15 protein-coding genes and 1 pseudogene are annotated in these 16,670 nt (G+C 61.1%); 6 read left to right on the plus strand and 10 right to left on the minus strand.

Features of this window, described 5'->3' with window-relative positions:
- Window positions 1–184: 184 nt before the first annotated feature.
- The 7 genes and pseudogenes from ABWP09_RS09160 to ABWP09_RS09190 all read right to left on the minus strand — a co-directional run.
- Window positions 185–724: pseudogene (locus tag ABWP09_RS09160) on the minus strand (integrase core domain-containing protein); the annotation flags it as partial.
- A 259-nt stretch (window positions 725–983) separates the two neighbouring features.
- Window positions 984–2,393 carry a dihydrolipoamide acetyltransferase family protein gene (locus tag ABWP09_RS09165; protein WP_353204841.1) on the minus strand — a complete coding sequence of 470 codons (1,410 nt, stop codon included), beginning with the start codon at window positions 2,391–2,393 and terminating at the stop codon, window positions 984–986.
- A gap of 11 nt (window positions 2,394–2,404) precedes the next feature.
- Window positions 2,405–3,415: an alpha-ketoacid dehydrogenase subunit beta gene (locus tag ABWP09_RS09170; RefSeq protein WP_353204842.1), complete on the minus strand. Its 1,011-nt coding sequence runs from the start codon at window positions 3,413–3,415 to the stop codon at window positions 2,405–2,407.
- A 12-nt stretch (window positions 3,416–3,427) separates the two neighbouring features.
- A complete protein-coding gene (locus tag ABWP09_RS09175) occupies window positions 3,428–4,399 on the minus strand; it encodes a thiamine pyrophosphate-dependent dehydrogenase E1 component subunit alpha (RefSeq protein ID WP_353204843.1) in 972 nt (323 codons plus the stop codon).
- 14 nt (window positions 4,400–4,413) lie between these two features.
- A complete protein-coding gene (locus tag ABWP09_RS09180) occupies window positions 4,414–5,742 on the minus strand; it encodes an aromatic ring-hydroxylating oxygenase subunit alpha (RefSeq protein WP_353204844.1) in 1,329 nt (442 codons plus the stop codon).
- Between the two features lie 18 nt (window positions 5,743–5,760).
- Window positions 5,761–6,522 (minus strand): SDR family NAD(P)-dependent oxidoreductase, encoded by a 762-nt coding sequence (locus ABWP09_RS09185; RefSeq protein WP_353204845.1) that lies wholly within the window; start codon window positions 6,520–6,522, stop codon window positions 5,761–5,763.
- Window positions 6,523–6,534: 12 nt separating this feature from the next.
- Window positions 6,535–7,284, minus strand: coding sequence for an SDR family NAD(P)-dependent oxidoreductase (locus ABWP09_RS09190; protein ID WP_353204846.1), 750 nt, complete (start codon window positions 7,282–7,284; stop codon window positions 6,535–6,537).
- A gap of 42 nt (window positions 7,285–7,326) precedes the next feature.
- On the opposite strand from ABWP09_RS09190, the gene ABWP09_RS09195 reads away from it, so the two are divergent.
- Window positions 7,327–8,133 (plus strand): TetR/AcrR family transcriptional regulator, encoded by an 807-nt coding sequence (locus tag ABWP09_RS09195; protein WP_353204847.1) that lies wholly within the window; start codon window positions 7,327–7,329, stop codon window positions 8,131–8,133.
- Here the strand turns inward: ABWP09_RS09195 and ABWP09_RS09200 are convergent.
- On the minus strand, window positions 8,121–8,852 hold the full coding sequence (locus ABWP09_RS09200; protein WP_353204848.1) for a ThuA domain-containing protein: 732 nt from the start codon (window positions 8,850–8,852) through the stop codon (window positions 8,121–8,123). The genes ABWP09_RS09195 and ABWP09_RS09200 overlap by 13 nt on opposite strands.
- A gap of 71 nt (window positions 8,853–8,923) precedes the next feature.
- Between ABWP09_RS09200 and ABWP09_RS09205 the strand changes: the two genes are divergently transcribed.
- From ABWP09_RS09205 to ABWP09_RS09215, 3 genes are read left to right on the plus strand one after another with little or no spacing between them, the layout of a single operon-like run.
- Window positions 8,924–10,132, plus strand: a complete 1,209-nt coding sequence (locus tag ABWP09_RS09205) for a CaiB/BaiF CoA transferase family protein (protein ID WP_353204849.1) — start codon at window positions 8,924–8,926, stop codon at window positions 10,130–10,132.
- Entirely contained in the window at window positions 10,129–10,479 is a 351-nt protein-coding gene (locus ABWP09_RS09210; protein WP_353204850.1) for a Zn-ribbon domain-containing OB-fold protein, read from the plus strand. The genes ABWP09_RS09205 and ABWP09_RS09210 overlap by 4 nt, the downstream gene beginning before the upstream one ends.
- Window positions 10,479–11,636 (plus strand): thiolase family protein, encoded by a 1,158-nt coding sequence (locus ABWP09_RS09215; RefSeq protein WP_353204851.1) that lies wholly within the window; start codon window positions 10,479–10,481, stop codon window positions 11,634–11,636. The genes ABWP09_RS09210 and ABWP09_RS09215 overlap by 1 nt, the downstream gene beginning before the upstream one ends.
- A 5-nt stretch (window positions 11,637–11,641) precedes the next feature.
- Here ABWP09_RS09215 and ABWP09_RS09220 read toward each other — a convergent pair whose 3' ends face one another.
- Both ABWP09_RS09220 and ABWP09_RS09225 read right to left on the minus strand, forming a co-directional pair.
- Complete coding sequence (locus ABWP09_RS09220; protein ID WP_353204852.1) at window positions 11,642–12,403, minus strand: enoyl-CoA hydratase/isomerase family protein; 762 nt, start codon at window positions 12,401–12,403, stop codon at window positions 11,642–11,644.
- A 172-nt stretch (window positions 12,404–12,575) separates the two neighbouring features.
- Complete coding sequence (locus ABWP09_RS09225; RefSeq protein WP_353204853.1) at window positions 12,576–13,325, minus strand: SDR family NAD(P)-dependent oxidoreductase; 750 nt, start codon at window positions 13,323–13,325, stop codon at window positions 12,576–12,578.
- A 460-nt stretch (window positions 13,326–13,785) separates the two neighbouring features.
- Here ABWP09_RS09225 and ABWP09_RS09230 point away from each other — a divergent pair, with 460 nt between their 5' ends.
- Window positions 13,786–14,529 (plus strand): SDR family NAD(P)-dependent oxidoreductase, encoded by a 744-nt coding sequence (locus ABWP09_RS09230; RefSeq protein ID WP_353204854.1) that lies wholly within the window; start codon window positions 13,786–13,788, stop codon window positions 14,527–14,529.
- 766 nt (window positions 14,530–15,295) lie between these two features.
- On the plus strand, window positions 15,296–16,670 hold a 1,375-nt coding region (locus ABWP09_RS09235), incomplete at its 3' end, for an asparagine synthase-related protein (protein WP_353204855.1).

Here is a 16,670-nt window from a genome sequence, read left to right on the forward strand (position 1 = left end):
ATTCGGGGATCGCGACCGCGGACATGCTGTTCCTCGGCGACGCGATTTACCCCGGTGGCAATGACGATGCGGTGCGCGCGGCGGGGATGGACACGCTGAAGGTGCGCGACGTCCAGGAGACGATCACCGCGGTTCGCGCGATGGTCGCGTGTCTGGCGGTGCGTTAGCTGTTTGGTCCCGGGGTTTAATGGTGCGGGTCTGATGTGAAGCGCTGTGGTTTTCTTGTCGCGCATTTGCAGATGTATTTTTAGGGCGTGAGGCCGTTGAGGGTCTTCAGCCGCTTGGCGAAGTTATAGGCGGCCACGAAGTTGGCGAGGTGCTCTCGAAGCTGCTTGTTGGTTTCATAATAGAAGCGCTTGACCGTTGCGTCCTTGATGGTCCGGTTCATCCGCTCGACCTGGCCGTTGGTCCGGGGATGCTTCGGTTTGGTTGTTCGGTGATCGATGTCGTTTCTGGCGCAGGCATATTCGAAGGCATGTGCCCAGAAGTGCTCTCCATTGGCGATGGCGTCTTTGATCAGCGGGACCGCCGAACCGCCGCCACCGGGGATGGTGAACCGGATACCGTTGTCGGTGAGCACGGTTTGGATTTTGTCGGGGACGGCTTTGATGAGTCGGAGCAGGAAGACGCGGGACGTTGCGGTCTTGCAGTTCTCATGCAGCTCGACGAAGGCGAACTTGCTGGTGCGGTTGATCGCTACGAACATGTAAAGCTTGCCCTGCTCGACGGACTGCCGCTGTCGTGCTGGCGCTCCCGTGGAAAACGTGTCCCATGTTGCATCCTGCCACGCCTGAATGGATCATGCACCATCAAACCCCGGGGCCAAACAGCTAGCCAGCACCGGCATACTCCACCGGCTCCCCGGTTTTCTCGTCATCGCAGGCGGCGCGACGATATGGTTGATTCGTGATCTTCGTGGAGGCCACTCCCCTGCCCTGATCACCGCGCGCCGACGATCAGGGCGAGTCCAGCCTGCGGCTCAGTCAGTCGAGCAAATGCGGGGCTTCGATCAGCGCCACCAGTGCCGCCATCAAACGCGCGCCGTCGGCGCCGTCGATTGCGCGGTGATCGCAGGACAGCGACAGGTGAATCATCGGCACCAAGCGGATCGCGCCATTGTCGTCGATCGGCTCGGATCGTGCCGCGCCAACCGCCAGAATCGCGCCCTGCGGGGGATTGATGATCGCGTCGAACTGCTCGATGCCATAGCTGCCGAGATTCGATAACGAGAAGCTACCGCCGCTGATGTGCTCCTGCGTTAACCGTCCCGAGCGCGCGCGCTGAGCCAAGTCGGCGACGACGCGCGAGATCTCGGCGACGCTCAGCGTCTGCGCCGCGCGGACGATCGGCGTCATAAGTCCGCGCTCGGTCGCAACCGCCACCGCAATGTCGGCGTCGGGGAAGCGATGAATGTCGTCGCCATGAACCTGAATATTGGTCTGTGGCACTTCCATCAGTGCCAGCGCACAGGCCTTGACGAAATAGTCGTTGATGGTTGGCTTAGGTCCGTTGAGCCCGTTGCGCTGCGCGATCAGGCGATCGGCGCGGACGCGGTGGCGGAGGTAGAAGTGCGGAATCGTCTGCTTGGCCTCCGTCAGTCGCCGCGCAATGGTACGGCGCATCGCCGTCATGGGCACGACCTCGACCGTGCCTGAGGCAGGTGCCGGGCTCGACGGTGGCAAGACTGTCGGGGCAGCGACGGTTATCGCGGCGGACACATCGGCCTTGCCGATCCGTCCCTTTGCCCCGGAGCCAGTCAGGCGCGTGAGGTCGATACTATGCAAATGGGCGATGCGCCGCGCGAGTGGCGTTGCATAGGCAGTGCTGACCGGAGTCGCGGGATACGGACCGCGCAGGGTCAATCCGGTCTCCGGCCCCGTGGCCTGGTCGACGTCCTGCGCCGTAATCCGGCCATTCCGTCCCGAACCGGTGATGGCGGCAACATCGATCCCGTTGGCTTGCGCGGCGAGGCGCGCAGCGGGGCTTATCGCGATATCATCAGGAATTGGCTTCGCCATTGGTCGCGCAACGGGCGGGGGTGGCGCCACAGCGGTCGGCGGTGGCGCGGCGTCCGAGGCATCATCAAAGCTTGTGTTTGCGGGACGGAACGCCGTTATGACCGCGTCAATGTCCGCCCCGCTCGCGGCACCGCCATCGGACAGGACCGCCAGCAGCGCGCCGACCGGATACGTCTGACCGGCTGCCGCGATCAAACGGACAAAACATCCATCGGCCTCGGCTTCAATCTCGTTGGTGATCTTGTCGGTCTCGATCAGCGCCAGAACCTTGCCTTTCGAGAAGGTTTCGCCCTCGGTCACGCCCCATTCCGCGATCGTGCCCTCGACCATTTCGATGCCCCATTTGGGCATGGTGAATGCCTTCAACGTCGCCATGCTGCCGACTCCTAGCGGAAGGCGAGGACGTGGCGAACCGCATCTTCGATCTTCTGAGGGGAAGGGAGCCACGCGCGCTCTAACTCGCGCGCGAAGGGAATCGGGGCGTGTGGCCCGGTCACCATCGTCGGCGGTGCCCTGAGGCTGCGGAACGCCTTGGCCGCGACAATCGCGGAAATATCCGACGCCAGACTACAGCGCGGCGGACTTTCATCGACGATTACCAACCGACCAGTCTGTTCGACCGAGTCCAGAATCGCTTCTTCGTCGAGCGGACTGGTCGTGCGCAGGTCGATCAGATCGACGCCAATCCCTTCGGCGGCGAGCTTGTCGCATGCCTTTTCGGAAAAATTGACCATCCGGCCGCAGCTGACAATCGTAACATCGCCGCCTTCGCGCACCATCCGTGCCTCGCCAAAACGTTGCCGATGTTCGCCGTCGGGAACCTCACCCTTCTGGCCGTACAACGCCTTATGTTCGAAGAACATGACCGGGTCGTCCCCGCGAAGCGCCTCGGTCAGCAGACCCTTGGCATCGGCGGGAGTGGTTGGCAGCACAACCTTGAGCCCCGGCATCGCGGTCATCAGCGCGTAGACCGACTGGCTATGCTGCGCGCCCGAATTCATGCCGGCACCATAGATCATCCTGACGACCGCCGGGCATTTGGTCTTGCCGCCGAACATGTAGCGGAACTTCGCCATTTGGTTCCACAATTGGTCAAGGCTGACTCCGATAAAGTCGGCAAACATCAGCTCTGCCACCGGGCGCATCCCGGCGAGCGCTGCACCTGCGGCCGCACCGATGATGGCGCTTTCGGAGATCGGCGTGTCGATCACCCGTCCTGCGCCGAACTTGTCGAACAGGCCGCCGGTCGTTCCCCATATTCCGCCGATTGCTTCCTGCCCGCCGGCGGTGCCGGCGCCGCCAACAACGTCCTCGCCGAGCACGATGATGGACGAATCTCGCGCCATTTCCTCATGGAGGGTAAGGTTGATTGCCTCGCGAATGTTCATGACGGCCATGAAAAATGCCTCTCAATAATCGACATAAACGTCTTCGGCGACACTGGCTGGGTCCGGAGGCGGTGCCGCGCGGGCTTCGACCGTGGCTTCCTCGATCAATTGCGCAACCTCGCGGTCGATGGCATCGAGCAGTGTAAAATCTTCCAGGCCCCATTCGCCGGCGCGATCGCGAAAGATCTTGAGCGCGTCGCGTTCTGCGCGAATGCGGTCGAGTTCGCCCGGACCGCGATAGCGCTGCGGATCCCCTTCGAAATGGCCGTAGAAGCGTTCCGTGTCGAGTTCGATCGCGGCCGGCAGATTGGTCGCGCGCACATAATCGAGCAATTCGCCCATCACAGCAAAGGTGTCGAAGAAATCGCACCCATTGGCACGCCACACTTTCATCCCAAAGGCTTCGGCGCGGCTGGCAATGTCGCGGGCGGTGCCAACGGCGTAATCGACCCCGGTATGCTCGGAATAATGGTTATTCTCGAAAACAAAGATCGCAGGAACCTTGGTCACCACGGCAAAGTTCATCGCTTCGAACGTCGTGCCCTGGTTGCACGCGCCATCCCCGGAAAAGGCGATTGCAACGCGACCCTTGCCTTGTAATTTGGCGGCAAGCGCAGCGCCGACTGCCTGTGGCGCACCCGCCCCGACAATCCCGTTCGCACCGAGCATCCCGATCGACAGATCCGCGATATGCATGGATCCGCCGCGCCCCTTGCACAGGCCGTCGGCACGCCCGTAAATCTCTTTCATCATGCCCTTCACATCACATCCCTTTGCGATGCAATGGCCGTGGCCCCGATGGGTCGAGACGATCAGATCCTCGCGACTGAGATGCTCGCACACCCCAACCGCTGCGGCTTCCTGCCCGCAATAAAGATGGGTGAAGCCGGCGATCTCGCCGGTCTTGATCTCGTCGTGCAGGCGTTCTTCGAACTGCCGGATTGTCGACATCCGGCGATATGCCGCCAGCATGCCCTCATGGCTTATCATCATGTCGGCCTTGCCTTTCACAGCTCGCCAGGCTCCTGGCCGTTGGGATAGATATAGTCGGTCAGCGCCTTATGAAATCCGCGGATGCGAAGCTCTTGGTCCCCAATCCACAGTCCAGGGAAGGCATCGGAATGCATTCCTTTCTGAACCGTCGGAAGGTTGAAGGCGTCTTGGTCAAGCACTTGCCCGATCGAGCGATCGCCGTGACTGAAGCGCTGGTGGCGCACTCGCTCGGGCCATTCTTCGTCCTCCGGAACGAGCTCAAACATCCAAATGTCATAGAGCATCTTGTTCGGGTCGGTCGCATGAGGGCGCATGCGGAACATCATCACGTCATCGCAATGGACATTGAGCGAGACGTTGGGGAAGATGGAATAGTGATAATCGTCAGTGAGCTGGTCGTCGTTGAGGCTTGAATAATCCTTGCCTTGCGCCGCTCCATGCGCGCGCTTGAACCGTTGCACGTCGCGCCGGATGTCGCTGACACGTCCTTCATACTCAGCCGGGTCCATCCCCGCCTTGATCATGATCTCGAGGATCGCTGGCGGGATCGCCGATGGCAGCGCCACCCGTCCCGATACGGTCGCAAACGGGACGAGATAGCGGCTGTGCCGGCCATACAGATCGATCTGGCAATTGGTGTCGTCGAGATACCATTGCAGTTGGGGGTGGATGCCCTGGACATGATAGACCTCGCTGAATGCATCAACCGCGGCCTTCCAGTTACACTCCCACTCGACGGTGACGTCGCGAGTCCAGGCCATCCGTTCGATGTGATACGGCGTGAGGTGGCGTTGCATGGGCTCGAGATAGTCACTTAACGGGCCAACGTCGGGGTTGAGGGAATACCAGACAAAGCTGCCCCATTCCTCGCACGGATAGGAGGTTAGCGCGCCGCCTGGGGGGGCACCTTGCGGGAAGGTGTCGAGATCGGGGATCCGGCAGATTTTGCCGCCCAGATCATACGTCCAATGGTGATACATGCATTGGAACTGTTCGGCATTGCCGTGCCCCTCGGGCCGCAACCGGTTGCCCCGATGTAAACAGACGTTGGGAAATGCACGCACCGAGCCATCATCCTGACGAACGATCAGGACCGCTTCCTTGCCGATCTCGGTGCAAATATAGTCCCCTGGCGCCTTCATATCGTCCGAGCGACCGCCCAGCAGCCAGACCTTGCTCCACATCCGCTCCCACTCAAGCTTCATAAAAGCTTCGCTGGTGTAGCGCGCAGCCGGAATTAGCGCAGAACCGAGGTCGGGATCTTCCTCTTTCCACGTAGGGGTTCCCTCGGGCCAATCCTGTGGATTGACCCGAACGATGTCGACCTTGCGTTTAACATCCATCGGTCTGCTCGCCCCACGTTAGAAGTGCGTGCGGTTGGTGAAGCCGCCGTCGACCGTCAGGTGTGAACCGTTGCACCAGCTTGCCGCCGGGCTCGCAAGAAAGGCGATGCAACGCGCAATCTCGTCGGGCGTGCCGAGCCGCCCGGTCGGCTGCTGACGCAGCTGCGACTGATAGAATTTCTCCATCGTGCCTTTGATCATGTCCCAATTTCCGCCCTCAAACTCGACTGGCCCCGGCGAAACGACATTTACCCGGATGCCATCCTTGCCGTGAAACAGCGCAAGTTGTTTGCCCCAGGTAACGAGCGACGCCTTCATGGCATTGTAAGCCTGCGGTCCGCCCATCGCTTCGGCCGCCGAAGTCGTCGCGATCAGCACGATCGAGCCCGACTGCTGCTCGGTCATTTTGGGAATGACCGCCTCGACCGCGCGGACCGGGCCCATCACATCGACCTCAAAGGCGTTGGTCCAATATTTCTCACTGCCCATGCCGCCGCCCGAGGACGAGATCGGAATCAGGATGTCGACCCCATCGAGCGTCTCGATCGCCCATTCGAGCCAAGCCTTGTAATCATCGACTTTTTTGACATTAACCGGCTTGCCAATGACCTTGCCGCCATATCGCGACAGGTGCGCAACCGCATCCTTGACGCTGTCCTCAGATCGCGCCGTGATCGCCAGATCGCAGCCTTCGCGCGCCAAAGTCTCAGCAACAGCCATGCCAATGCCGCGCGCGGCACCGACGAGGATTGCCTTCTTGCCCTGTAGTCCAAGGTCCATCGTCTTTTCCTCTCAGTTCTTCAATTCATCGGCACGCGGCATGCGGCACAGATGCGCCCCACCGCTGACCTGCAAGGTTTCGCCACTGATGAAACAGTCGGGCGCGGCGAGGTGCGCGACCGTTGCTGCGACCTGTTCCGGCGTCACGAGCGCGCCAAGCGCCGATTCACGGCGATAGATCGCGTCGAAATGGGGATTGGCGAGAAACCCCTCGGTCATGGGCGTTCGCGAAAACCCTGGCGCCACCGCGTTGACGCGAATGCCCAGCGGCCCGAATTCCAGCGCAGCGATCCGCACGATGTGATCGATCGCCGCCTTTGCCGACGCGTAGGCGGCCAGCCCGGCGCCGGCGACCTTGGCGGTCAGCGACGAAAACAAGATGATGCTCGCGCCTGCCGGCATAACGGGCGCAGCGTGTTTGAGCAGGAGAAGGTTTGCAGTGACGTGAATCGCGAACTGCTCTTCGATCGATTCGCGGGTTAATTTGACGATCGAGCGCGCCATGGTTGTACCCGCCGCATTGACCAGCACGTCGATCGGCCCACAGGTGCCGATCAGCGCAGAAATTGCGCTTTCCGCGCGCAAGTCGCAGACGATCGCGCGGCCGCCAATGTCAGCGGCCAACACGTCGAGTGGTTCGATCCTGCGTCCGACGACGATCACGTCGAGACCATCGGCCGCGAGGCGGCGCGCGCTTGCCTCGCCCAGCCCGCCGGGGCTTGATGCGCCAATGACGAGGGCTGTGCGACGCTGTGCATTCATCCATCGCTTAAACAACAGTCGGTTTGCGCGCGCAAGCAAAACATGCATGATTGTTTTTTTAAATTACGTGTTTATGGTCAGATTGCGCCTGATCCGGAAGCGGTGATCCGCGCGAAAAACTTGACTTGGCGCCAGCGTTGCCATCTCTGCAGACGCTGCAATAAGGAGAATATCTTGGCTCGACCAGCCACTCGACAAACACCGATCGGCCGGGCGCCGCGGCCGCTTTCGGAGCCGCCTACGCTCCAGTCGGTCAAGAGTGCCCAGACGCGGGCCAAGCTGATCGAAGCGACCATACGGTGCATCGTAAGGCTCGGCTATGCCAAGACTACGACGCCGCAGGTTGCCGTCGAAGCGGGCCTGTCGCGTGGGGCGATGTTGCACCATTTCGAAAATGGCGCGGCGCTGATCAAGGCGGCGATCGTCGAGCTTCACGAAAAACGCCTGCGTGCGTTTCGTCGCGCTGCCGACACCGACAACCATGACACCGCAACGCTCGTTCGGACCTATTGGAAACAATTGCAGAAGCCCGGGTTTGTCGCTTTTCACGAGCTTGCGCTTGCGGCCCGTTGCAACCCCGAGCTCGCGCGGATCCTGCAACCGCTGCAAGTCGAATTTCGCGATCGCTTTAACGAGCAGGCCGACTCGTTATTTCCGGAGTGGCGCACCGATCTCAACCGCTTTCACCTGGCGATGACATTGTCCCAGACGATGCTGGAGGGAATGGCCATTCAGCGGCTGACTGGCGCAATGGATGATGAGACCGTCGAACCGATGTTGCTTTTGCTGGAGGAACAGGTCGCTTCGATGAATCCGACACTGCGCCCCGAAGTCGATCAGACTAGCTGAGGCAACCCCCAGCGGAGGCCGCGGCGGAGAAGTTCGTAAAAGATCGGATAGTTCCACCCGCAGCGTTGCGGGTGCGGAAAAAAGCTGGCGACTGGACGCAGATCATAATGCCCTCGGCAATGACCAAGGGTAAGGTAGAGGATCCCGCCGTGACCAACGGAACGCTCGTACAAAATCGGCACGGTGGGTTCGTCCCATTGTTCGTCCCGAAATTCGGGACAAGTGCCGCTGAAGCTCGTGTGCAGCAGCACATCGATCTCTGCGGTCCGCCGGGTGAGATAGAGTTCATCGTCAATCGCGAAGCCGCGGAGCCCACTCGTCATCTGATGATCGCTGCGTGTCACCGCGACCTTGAACGGCGCTATCGCCGGGTGCGCGGCAAAGCGCGTGCCCAGCAAAGCCGTAAATTCGGGATTTTCATCGGGACACTCGACCTTCCCGTCAGCGGCAAAGCGCAGCAACGAATTGGTGCCGTGCAAGGCCAACCAGCGTCCACCGCGCCCGACCCATTCGGCCAAGGCGCGGGTCTGCGCGGCATCGGGAATCAGGTCGCACGTATAGGTGATGAGGAGGTCGGCGGCGGTGATCCGCGCAAGATCGGCATAATCGCTGCTGACCGAGGTGCGAATCTCGGCATGCTCCGCCAGCAATTTGAGCAGCTCGAGCCGAGCAAAGTCGATGTCATGATATTTTCCTGCGGCAACCAAATGAACCAGCACGACCGAACCTCCCTCTCGCATGTACGCACGAGCCTAGGCCGCGCGACGCGCATGGCAAGCGCGGTGGCGGCATGAGCGGCGGAGCCGGCAAGGGCCCGCTGGCGGGCGTGAAAATTCTCGACCTGACAAGCGTGCTCATGGGGCCGTACGCGACCCAGATCTTCGCCGATCTGGGTGCCGACGTGATTAAGGTCGAAAGCCCCGATGGCGACACCACCCGCCACCTCCCGCCAGGTCGCGACGAGGCGCGTGGCGGGATGTTCCTCAACGTCAATCGCGGCAAACGAAGTATCGTGCTCGACCTCAAGCAGCCGGCGGCGCGCGCCGTCCTGCTGACGCTTGCCCGCGATGCCGACGTCTTCGTGCATTCGATGCGCGCCCAGGCGATCGGTCGGCTCGGGCTCGATTATGCTGCGCTGCAGGCGGTCAATCCGCAGATCATCTACACCAATCTTTATGGCTTTGCGCGAAACGGGCCATATCGCGATTATCCCGCTTATGACGATATCGTTCAGGCCGCGTCAGGGCTGGTCGCTTTGCAGGCCAGCTTGTCAGGAGGGGTGCCGACCTATCTTGGCACCGTCGTGGCCGACAAGGTTGCCGGATTGACCGGCGCCTATTCCATCATCGCCGCGCTGTTCGCACGCGAGCGCAGCGGCATCGGGCAGGAGATCGAAGTGCCGATGTTCGAGACCCTCGTCTCGTTTACGATGGTCGAGCATCTGTGCGGGTCGCTGTTCGAGCCGCCGCTCGGACCACCCGAATATGCGCGAGTCATCGCGCGCTCGCGTCGCCCCTATGCAACCAGCGACGGCCATATCGGGGTAATGATCTATAACGACAAACATTGGCGCGCTTTCTTCGCCGCGCTCGGCGATCCCGAATGGTCAAAGGATGAAATGTTCGCCTCGATCGGCAACCGCACTCGCAACATCGCGGTCGTGCTCGATCGAGTCGCCGAGGTCTTGCTGGAGCGCACCAGTGCCGACTGGCTCGAGGTGTTTCGCAACGCGAACATTCCGGCGATGGCGATCGCGAGCACGCAGGATCTGCTACACGACCGGCATCTTGTTGAGACCGGCTTTTGGGTGGAGCGCGCAACCGAAGCCGGCGCGTTGCGCTATCCCGGCATCCCCACAGCGTTTTCGGCGACACCGGGTGAGATTGGCGAGCCCGCACCGACGCTGGGCGGCGACAGCCGCGCGATCCTGGCGGAAGCCGGGCTGGAGGAGGCCGCGATTGATGCGCTGGTTGCCTGCGGCGCGGTGCACGCGGCATGAGCTCGCCCGAAACCCATTGGCGCGCTGCGCTCGCCGAAGGGCGCATCCTGCTCCAGCGCGCAACCGGTAGCGGCGCGATCTTCTTCCCGCCCAGAGTCATGGAGCCTGGCACCGGGCATACCGATTTCGAGTGGATTGAGGCATCCGGCCTCGGAACGGTCTATTCGGTTACAATGATCAATCAAAAGCCTCCGGCAGCGCCGTATAACGTCGTCCTCGTCGATCTTGACGAGGGGCCGCGCGTGATGAGCCGGGTCGAGGGGCCGGGCGAAATCGCCATCGGGCTGCGCGTTGTCGCGCGGATCGAGCAGGGCGAAGCCCCGATGCTCTTGTTCGGGCGCGCGTGATGCCCTCCCCCTCCCCCTTCCCCCGCGCGCGCACCGCAATTGCCGGCATTGCGACTTACGGGCTTGGCGAGACACCCGGCTTTAGTTCGATCGAACTGGCGGCAAAGGCGGGCTTGGCTGCTGTCGCTGACGCTGGGTTGATGCTGCGCGATGTCGATGCATTGTTCATCTGCCTGCCCGACGATTTTTTCGCTGGCCTGTCATTTGCGCAATATCTCGGTCTTTCGCCGCGCTTTACCGACAACAACCGCACCGGCGGCTCGGCCTTCATGAGCCATGTCGCGACGGCGGCGATGATGCTCGACCAAGGCTATATCGACTGTGCATTGATCGCTTATGGCTCGAACCAGCGCAGCGGCGGCGGGAAGCTTGCGACTCCGTTCAAGAGCAATCCGTGGGAAGCGCCTTATCGGCCCTTATTCCCGGTCTCCTCCTACGCGTTGGCCGCAGCGCGGCACTTTCACGAATTCGGCACGACTCGTGCCCAGCTCGCCGAGGTGGCGGTCGCGGCGCGCGCCTGGGCGAACACGAATCCCGAAGCCTTTGCGACCGGGCCATTGTCGATCGACGACTGTCTTTCTGCGCGGATGATATCGTCTCCGCTCAGCGTGCGCGATTGCTGCCTCGTGACGGACGGGGCCGCAGCCATCGTCATGACCCGTACCGATCGCGCCCGGACCCGTGCAAAGCCACCCGTTGCGGTCCTCGGTGCCGCCGCAGCAACCTGGTATAGCGCGATCAGCCAGGCCGATGATCTCACCACCACCGCAGCTGCCGAAAGTGGCGCGCGTGCTTACGCCATGGCCGGCATCGGACCGCACGACGTCGACGTTGTTCAACTCTATGATGCCTTCACGATCAACCCGATCCTGTTCCTTGAGGATCTCGGATTTTGCCCGAAGGGAGAGGGTGGACGGTTCGTGTCCGGCGGACGGATCGGTCCAGGTGGTGACCGGCCGATCAACACCGACGGTGGCGGCCTGTCATGCGCGCACCCCGGCATGTACGGTTTGCTGGCCCTTGTCGAAGTCGCGCGCCAGCTTCGCGGAGAGGCCGCCAATCAGCTGGTGAGAGCCGAGATCGGGCTGGCGCATGGCAATGGCGGGACGTTGTCGAGTCAGGCCACCGTCATTCTCGGAGGCCCGGCGACAATCTGACCGGACTAGGCTTTCGGCGCGTTGGCAAAGGCCGTGATCCCGGCGCGAACCGCTTCGGACCCAAGCGTCGCTTCGCCCCACGCCCGCCCGAAGCGCAAGCTGTCCTCGATTGCGGCATCGGCGGCGAGATCATGCAGCAGCTTGGCGCTCCGTACCGCCGCCTGCGGATAGCCCGCGATCATCGCGCCGATTGCGATCACACGTTCGCGCAAGTCCGCGTACGGCACGATCTCGCTGACCAAGCCGAGCTCGAACATGCGCGCTGCGGTGATCGGCTCGCCCGTCAGGATCAGCGCCAGCGCGGTCTGGCGCGGTACCATCCGCGCGAGCCGTTGGATCCCGCCGGCAAAGGCAAACATCCCGCGCTTGACCTCCGCCAGAGCGAAGATCGCGTGATCGGCCGCAATCACGATGTCGCACGCCAGCGCGATTTCAAAACCACCCGCGACCGCAGCGCCGTTGATCGCAGCGATCAACGGTTTGGTCCGCCGGCGCTCAGTGATCCCGCCAAACCCGCGTCCGGGGATCAGACCGGACCCCGGCCCGGTCGCCGCCGCCTCTTTCATGTCCATTCCCGAACAAAAGGCGCGCTCACCGGTCGCGGTCAGGATGATGACCGCAACATCCGCGTCGCGCTCGCCATCGTCCATCGCTACATCGAGCGCAGCCGAGGTAACGCTGTCGAGCGCATTGCGCCGTTGGTCGCGATCAATTGTCAGGATCAGCAGCGACTCGCGCCGTTCGATCATCAGTCCCACGTTCGCCATATGGAGTTCCCCTGGGCAGCGGCCACACTCAACCAGACGCCCAAGGCGACGAGGGTCTCAGCCCAACCTACCGCCGGCTGATCGCCTCGCCGCCCGTGGCGCTACCCTGTAAAACCGGCCTCACCACGTTTTCGGCATCGACTGGAATGCGGCGCGAAGATCTTTCGCGATTTTAGACCTTTGCGAGAAATCCTCCATCAACCACCAGACCGTGGCCGGTAATGAAGCTTGCTTCATCAGATGCGAGAAATAAGGCTGCATTGGCAATGTCTTCGGGCATCCCCATCCGACCAAGTACCCCGAAACTTTCAAAAAGTCCTTTAATGCTCGGGTCAGCGTCCATTAGCGGGCGAGTCATCCCCGTTAAAATCGCCCCGGGGCAGATATAATTGGCAGTAATCTTATCGGGCCCGAGTTCCACTGCGAGTGTTTTGGTTAGACCTGCGACGCCGTGTTTTGCGGCTGCATAGGCGGCAAGACCAAGCGTAGAGCGAAACGCGTTGATCGAAGCGAGATTGATGATGCGCCCCGATTCGCCAGCGCGCAAATGCGGAATCGCAGCACGGCTCAGCGCGAATGTCGCGGTCAGATTGACCGAAAGTGTTCGGCTCCAATTCGCATCGGTCATCGTCTCGATCGGTTCGTATTCGACGATCCCGGCATTGTTGACGAGGATATCGAGCGCACCAAAGGCATCGATGGCGCCGCCGATCACGTGAGACGCCGCGTCCGCAGTGGTCACGTCGATTGTGACCAGACGCAAACGGTCATGGGCCGGGAAGGCTGCGGCGAGTTTATCTCCCGCCAGATCGGCAGCGAGCACGCTTGCACCTTCTCGCAAAAACGTCTCGGTAATGGCGCGCCCCATACCATCGGCTGCCCCGGTTACGACGGCAACCCGGCCTTGAAGCCGCCCGCTCACGAGCGTTTCCTGAACGTCTTATTGGGGTTCATCCTCGACACAGCCACGCGCTCCTCATTGCCTAGGTCGCAAACATTCATGATTTTTTTTGGTCACACAAGCAAAAATCCAAACAGTCGTGACATTTGCATAAATGCATTGCCGCAGGATCGCCCGCGAAAAACCTGGAGCCCTTATCCCTATAAACCCTCATAAAATCAGTGGCTAAATCTGTTTGCGCCGGCGTGCGCGCGCGACTGTCGATCGAATGGGGATACGCAAACTCGCCACAAACAGACAATCATGATTGATTGTATTATGTCAATGTGTAATCACGCCGGACGTCAAGAATGAAAGGGTGCCGCATGCTCGCTCGAGATTCGAACCGTGATTTGCGCAGCGTAACCCGGTTGTGGTCAAAGTCGCCAAGACGGGACCGGCACCATATCATCGACACGTTTCAAATCAGCGGCGCGATCTTGTGAGCGGCGCGCTCGATAACCGGGTCGCGCTGGTCACTGGCGCCGCCAGCGGCATCGGATTGGCGATTTCGCGACGCTTCCTCGACGAGGGCGCGCGGGTTATCGCCGTCGATATGCAGGGCTCTCCGTTAGAGCGCGAGCTGCCCAAGACCGACGCGCTCCGATCGGTTTATGCCGATGTCACCGCGATCGAGTCCCTCGCTGAGATCGTGGGCGCGGCGGAGCCATGGGGCGGGATCGACATTCTGGTCAACAATGCGGGTATTTGTCTTCCAGGATCGATTTTTGACCAGTCTGACGAGAGCTGGACGCGCACTTTTGACGTGAACGTTACCGCGCCTTTCCGCCTGTCACGCGCCGTCGCGCCGATGATGCGCGACAAGAAATGGGGGCGGATCATCAATCTTGGCTCAATCATGAGCGACTTCGGTGGTCCGTCGCTATGCGCCTATGGCGCATCCAAGCATGCCATTGCGGGGCTCACCAAGTCGCTCGCGGTCGATCTTGGACCCTATGGGATCACGGCGAATTACTTGCAGCCGAGCGCGATCTGGACCGGTATGAGCCGCGGATTTATGGATGATCCCGTGTTTCGCGACTATTGGGAAGGCAAGGCCCCGGTCGGTTATATTGGAGAGCCCGCCGATGTCGCGGGGCCGGCATTGTTCTTGGCGTCCGACGAGTCGCGCTTTGTCAACGGGATGGGCTGGCGCATTTGTGGCGGAGCCATGGCGCGCTTTTAGGGGCTTGAGCCCACGGTTTGATGGGGGCGATCCGTCCGTTGAAGGCGAGGATCGGCGCTGTCGGTGTGACGCCCTGCTCCGTTCAACCCGCCGATAAGCCAATGTCGCGTCCTCCGAGCTGCTACCCGTTTCCGGACCGCCCGGCCGGGCGTCATCCCGTTCCTGCCGACCAGGGCGGGCGATGTGCCGGGCCGGGAGCCGAACCCGCGCCCTGATCGACCCGGGTCGAGGCTGGATGACCGCCTCACCACACACGGTCGAGCACCCGTGACGATCCAGCTGCGCGTTGCCCGGGCCGCACACGGCTGCGCCCGCAGGAAAACCCCTATCGATCGCAAAGCCCAGGCGCGAACCATCGCGCCGATCGCGCGGTCGCGCCGTTATGCTCTCTTTGTGAGAAGGCCGCGTGGTGCGCGCGCCTTGTAAGGAAAGATCATTTACCGAAACTAAATTCGTTCGTACGTCACTGTCGCGAGCGTTTTTATATAACCAAGATTGGTATTTACGGTGTAAGATAAAAGAAAGAAATGGTCTACGCCGACTATCACCGTATATAAAATCGGTGATCCGAAGTACAAAGATTTTGATGTTATTTTTAAGGATGCCACCAAGGATGCAGATAAAAATCATTGCCAGAAATAATATTGCGTCTCTAATTTCTACTAATTTTGTATCCTGATTCTTAATAATTTTGAAAAATATATTGCTATTTGGCTTTTAACATCCGTATTTATTGTTAATAAATGATAAACAATATTTTATTGCGATGCACGCCTATGAGGTGTGGGGCATCGCTTTGCTCGTTCACGTCATCGGTGATTTCGCCTTCGCGATCTGGGATCGCCGCTCGCATCGGCTCTACCTTGGGTGCGATCCGACTGGCCAGCGGCCGCTGCATTACCGGTTCACGGCTTCTCGCGTCGAATTCGCCTCGATGCCCGTCGGGCTGATCGCGACCATGCCCGCAAGGCCTGCGGTCGACGCTCCGAAAATTGCGGCCTTTATCGACAACCGTCATAGTCCGCTGTCTTCCAGTTACTTTGAGGGTATCTTCAGGGTTCCCGCGGGCCACTATGTTGTGTTCGACTCCGGCGTCCGTACGGAGCGGCAATACTGGGATCCACAGCCGAAAACGCTACGGCTGGTGCGGACAGAGGATTATGTCGACGCCTTCCACGCGCACATCGAACAAGCCGTAAAAGCACGGCTGCGCGACGCCGGCCAAATTGTCGGGACACAGCTCAGCTCGGGCCGCGACAGCAGCACGATCACCGCCATCACCGCGCGCCTGCTCGAACGGACGGGCAGGCGCGTCCTATCTGCCACGGGTGCGCCAAGAGCTGGTTTTACGGGCGCTGCCCCGGAGCGAAAAGCGATCGACGAAAGTGCCGTGGCGGCAGAAACAGCGCGCCTGTACGCCAATGTTGCGCACATTGTCGTCCGGCCAGAGCATTCGTTCGACTTTGATGATTGTGCTCGATTGTGGGATTACTATCAGGAACCCATTATAAACGCTTGCAACTTTCCGTGGTTAGCGGGCATCAACCGGAGGCTTGGCGAGCATGGCGTTTCCGTGCTCCTGACCGGTGATTTGGGAAATCTGACGATCAGCGCTGGCGGCTACGCCACCCTCCCCGACTTTTTGTGGCAAGGTTCGTGGCGGTCGTGGCTCCGCGAATTCCGGACACTTGGGGCTAAAGGGCGGATGCGCTGGCGGGGCGCGCTTGCTGTGTCCGCCGGCGGGTACATTCCGAGCCCGCTCTGGGCGCTGCTCGCCAGAGCGACCGGGCGGAGCAACCAGGACCTTGGCCGCCCGCTCATACGAAAAGCGTGGCAATCCAGCGACCGGACCGCGTCCATCATGGCGCAGCCGCCCCGCAATACCCACCGCAACCGGGTCGATCTGATCCTGAACACGAGTATTGCCGGGATCCGAAAGGGCAATCTGGCGCAATTCGGAATCGACGAACGAGATCCGACATCCGACCGTCGGTTGATCGAGTTTTGCTTGTCGCTACCAGCGGATCAACTGTTGAAAGACGGGATCGAACGACCGCTTTTCACCGCGGCCATGACGGGCCTGGTTGCGCCGGATGTCATCGCGGGCAAGTTGCGCGGATTACAAGCCGCAGATTGGTACG

The organism is Sphingomonas sp. (assembly GCF_040398505.1).
Lineage (GTDB): Bacteria > Pseudomonadota > Alphaproteobacteria > Sphingomonadales > Sphingomonadaceae > Sphingomonas.

Coding starts and splice junctions, on each gene's coding strand:
- ABWP09_RS09220 (WP_353204852.1), bottom strand. CDS start 12,403: ATGGCGAACGTGGGACTGATGATCGAACGGCGCGAGTCGCTGCTGATC.
- ABWP09_RS09195 (WP_353204847.1), top strand. CDS start 7,327: ATGCATGATTGTTTTTTTAAATTACGTGTTTATGGTCAGATTGCGCCT.
- ABWP09_RS09205 (WP_353204849.1), top strand. CDS start 8,924: ATGAGCGGCGGAGCCGGCAAGGGCCCGCTGGCGGGCGTGAAAATTCTC.
- ABWP09_RS09190 (WP_353204846.1), bottom strand. CDS start 7,284: ATGAATGCACAGCGTCGCACAGCCCTCGTCATTGGCGCATCAAGCCCC.
- ABWP09_RS09175 (WP_353204843.1), bottom strand. CDS start 4,399: ATGATGATAAGCCATGAGGGCATGCTGGCGGCATATCGCCGGATGTCG.
- ABWP09_RS09185 (WP_353204845.1), bottom strand. CDS start 6,522: ATGGACCTTGGACTACAGGGCAAGAAGGCAATCCTCGTCGGTGCCGCG.
- ABWP09_RS09165 (WP_353204841.1), bottom strand. CDS start 2,393: ATGGCGACGTTGAAGGCATTCACCATGCCCAAATGGGGCATCGAAATG.
- ABWP09_RS09215 (WP_353204851.1), top strand. CDS start 10,479: ATGCCCTCCCCCTCCCCCTTCCCCCGCGCGCGCACCGCAATTGCCGGC.
- ABWP09_RS09180 (WP_353204844.1), bottom strand. CDS start 5,742: ATGGATGTTAAACGCAAGGTCGACATCGTTCGGGTCAATCCACAGGAT.
- ABWP09_RS09170 (WP_353204842.1), bottom strand. CDS start 3,415: ATGGCCGTCATGAACATTCGCGAGGCAATCAACCTTACCCTCCATGAG.
- ABWP09_RS09210 (WP_353204850.1), top strand. CDS start 10,129: ATGAGCTCGCCCGAAACCCATTGGCGCGCTGCGCTCGCCGAAGGGCGC.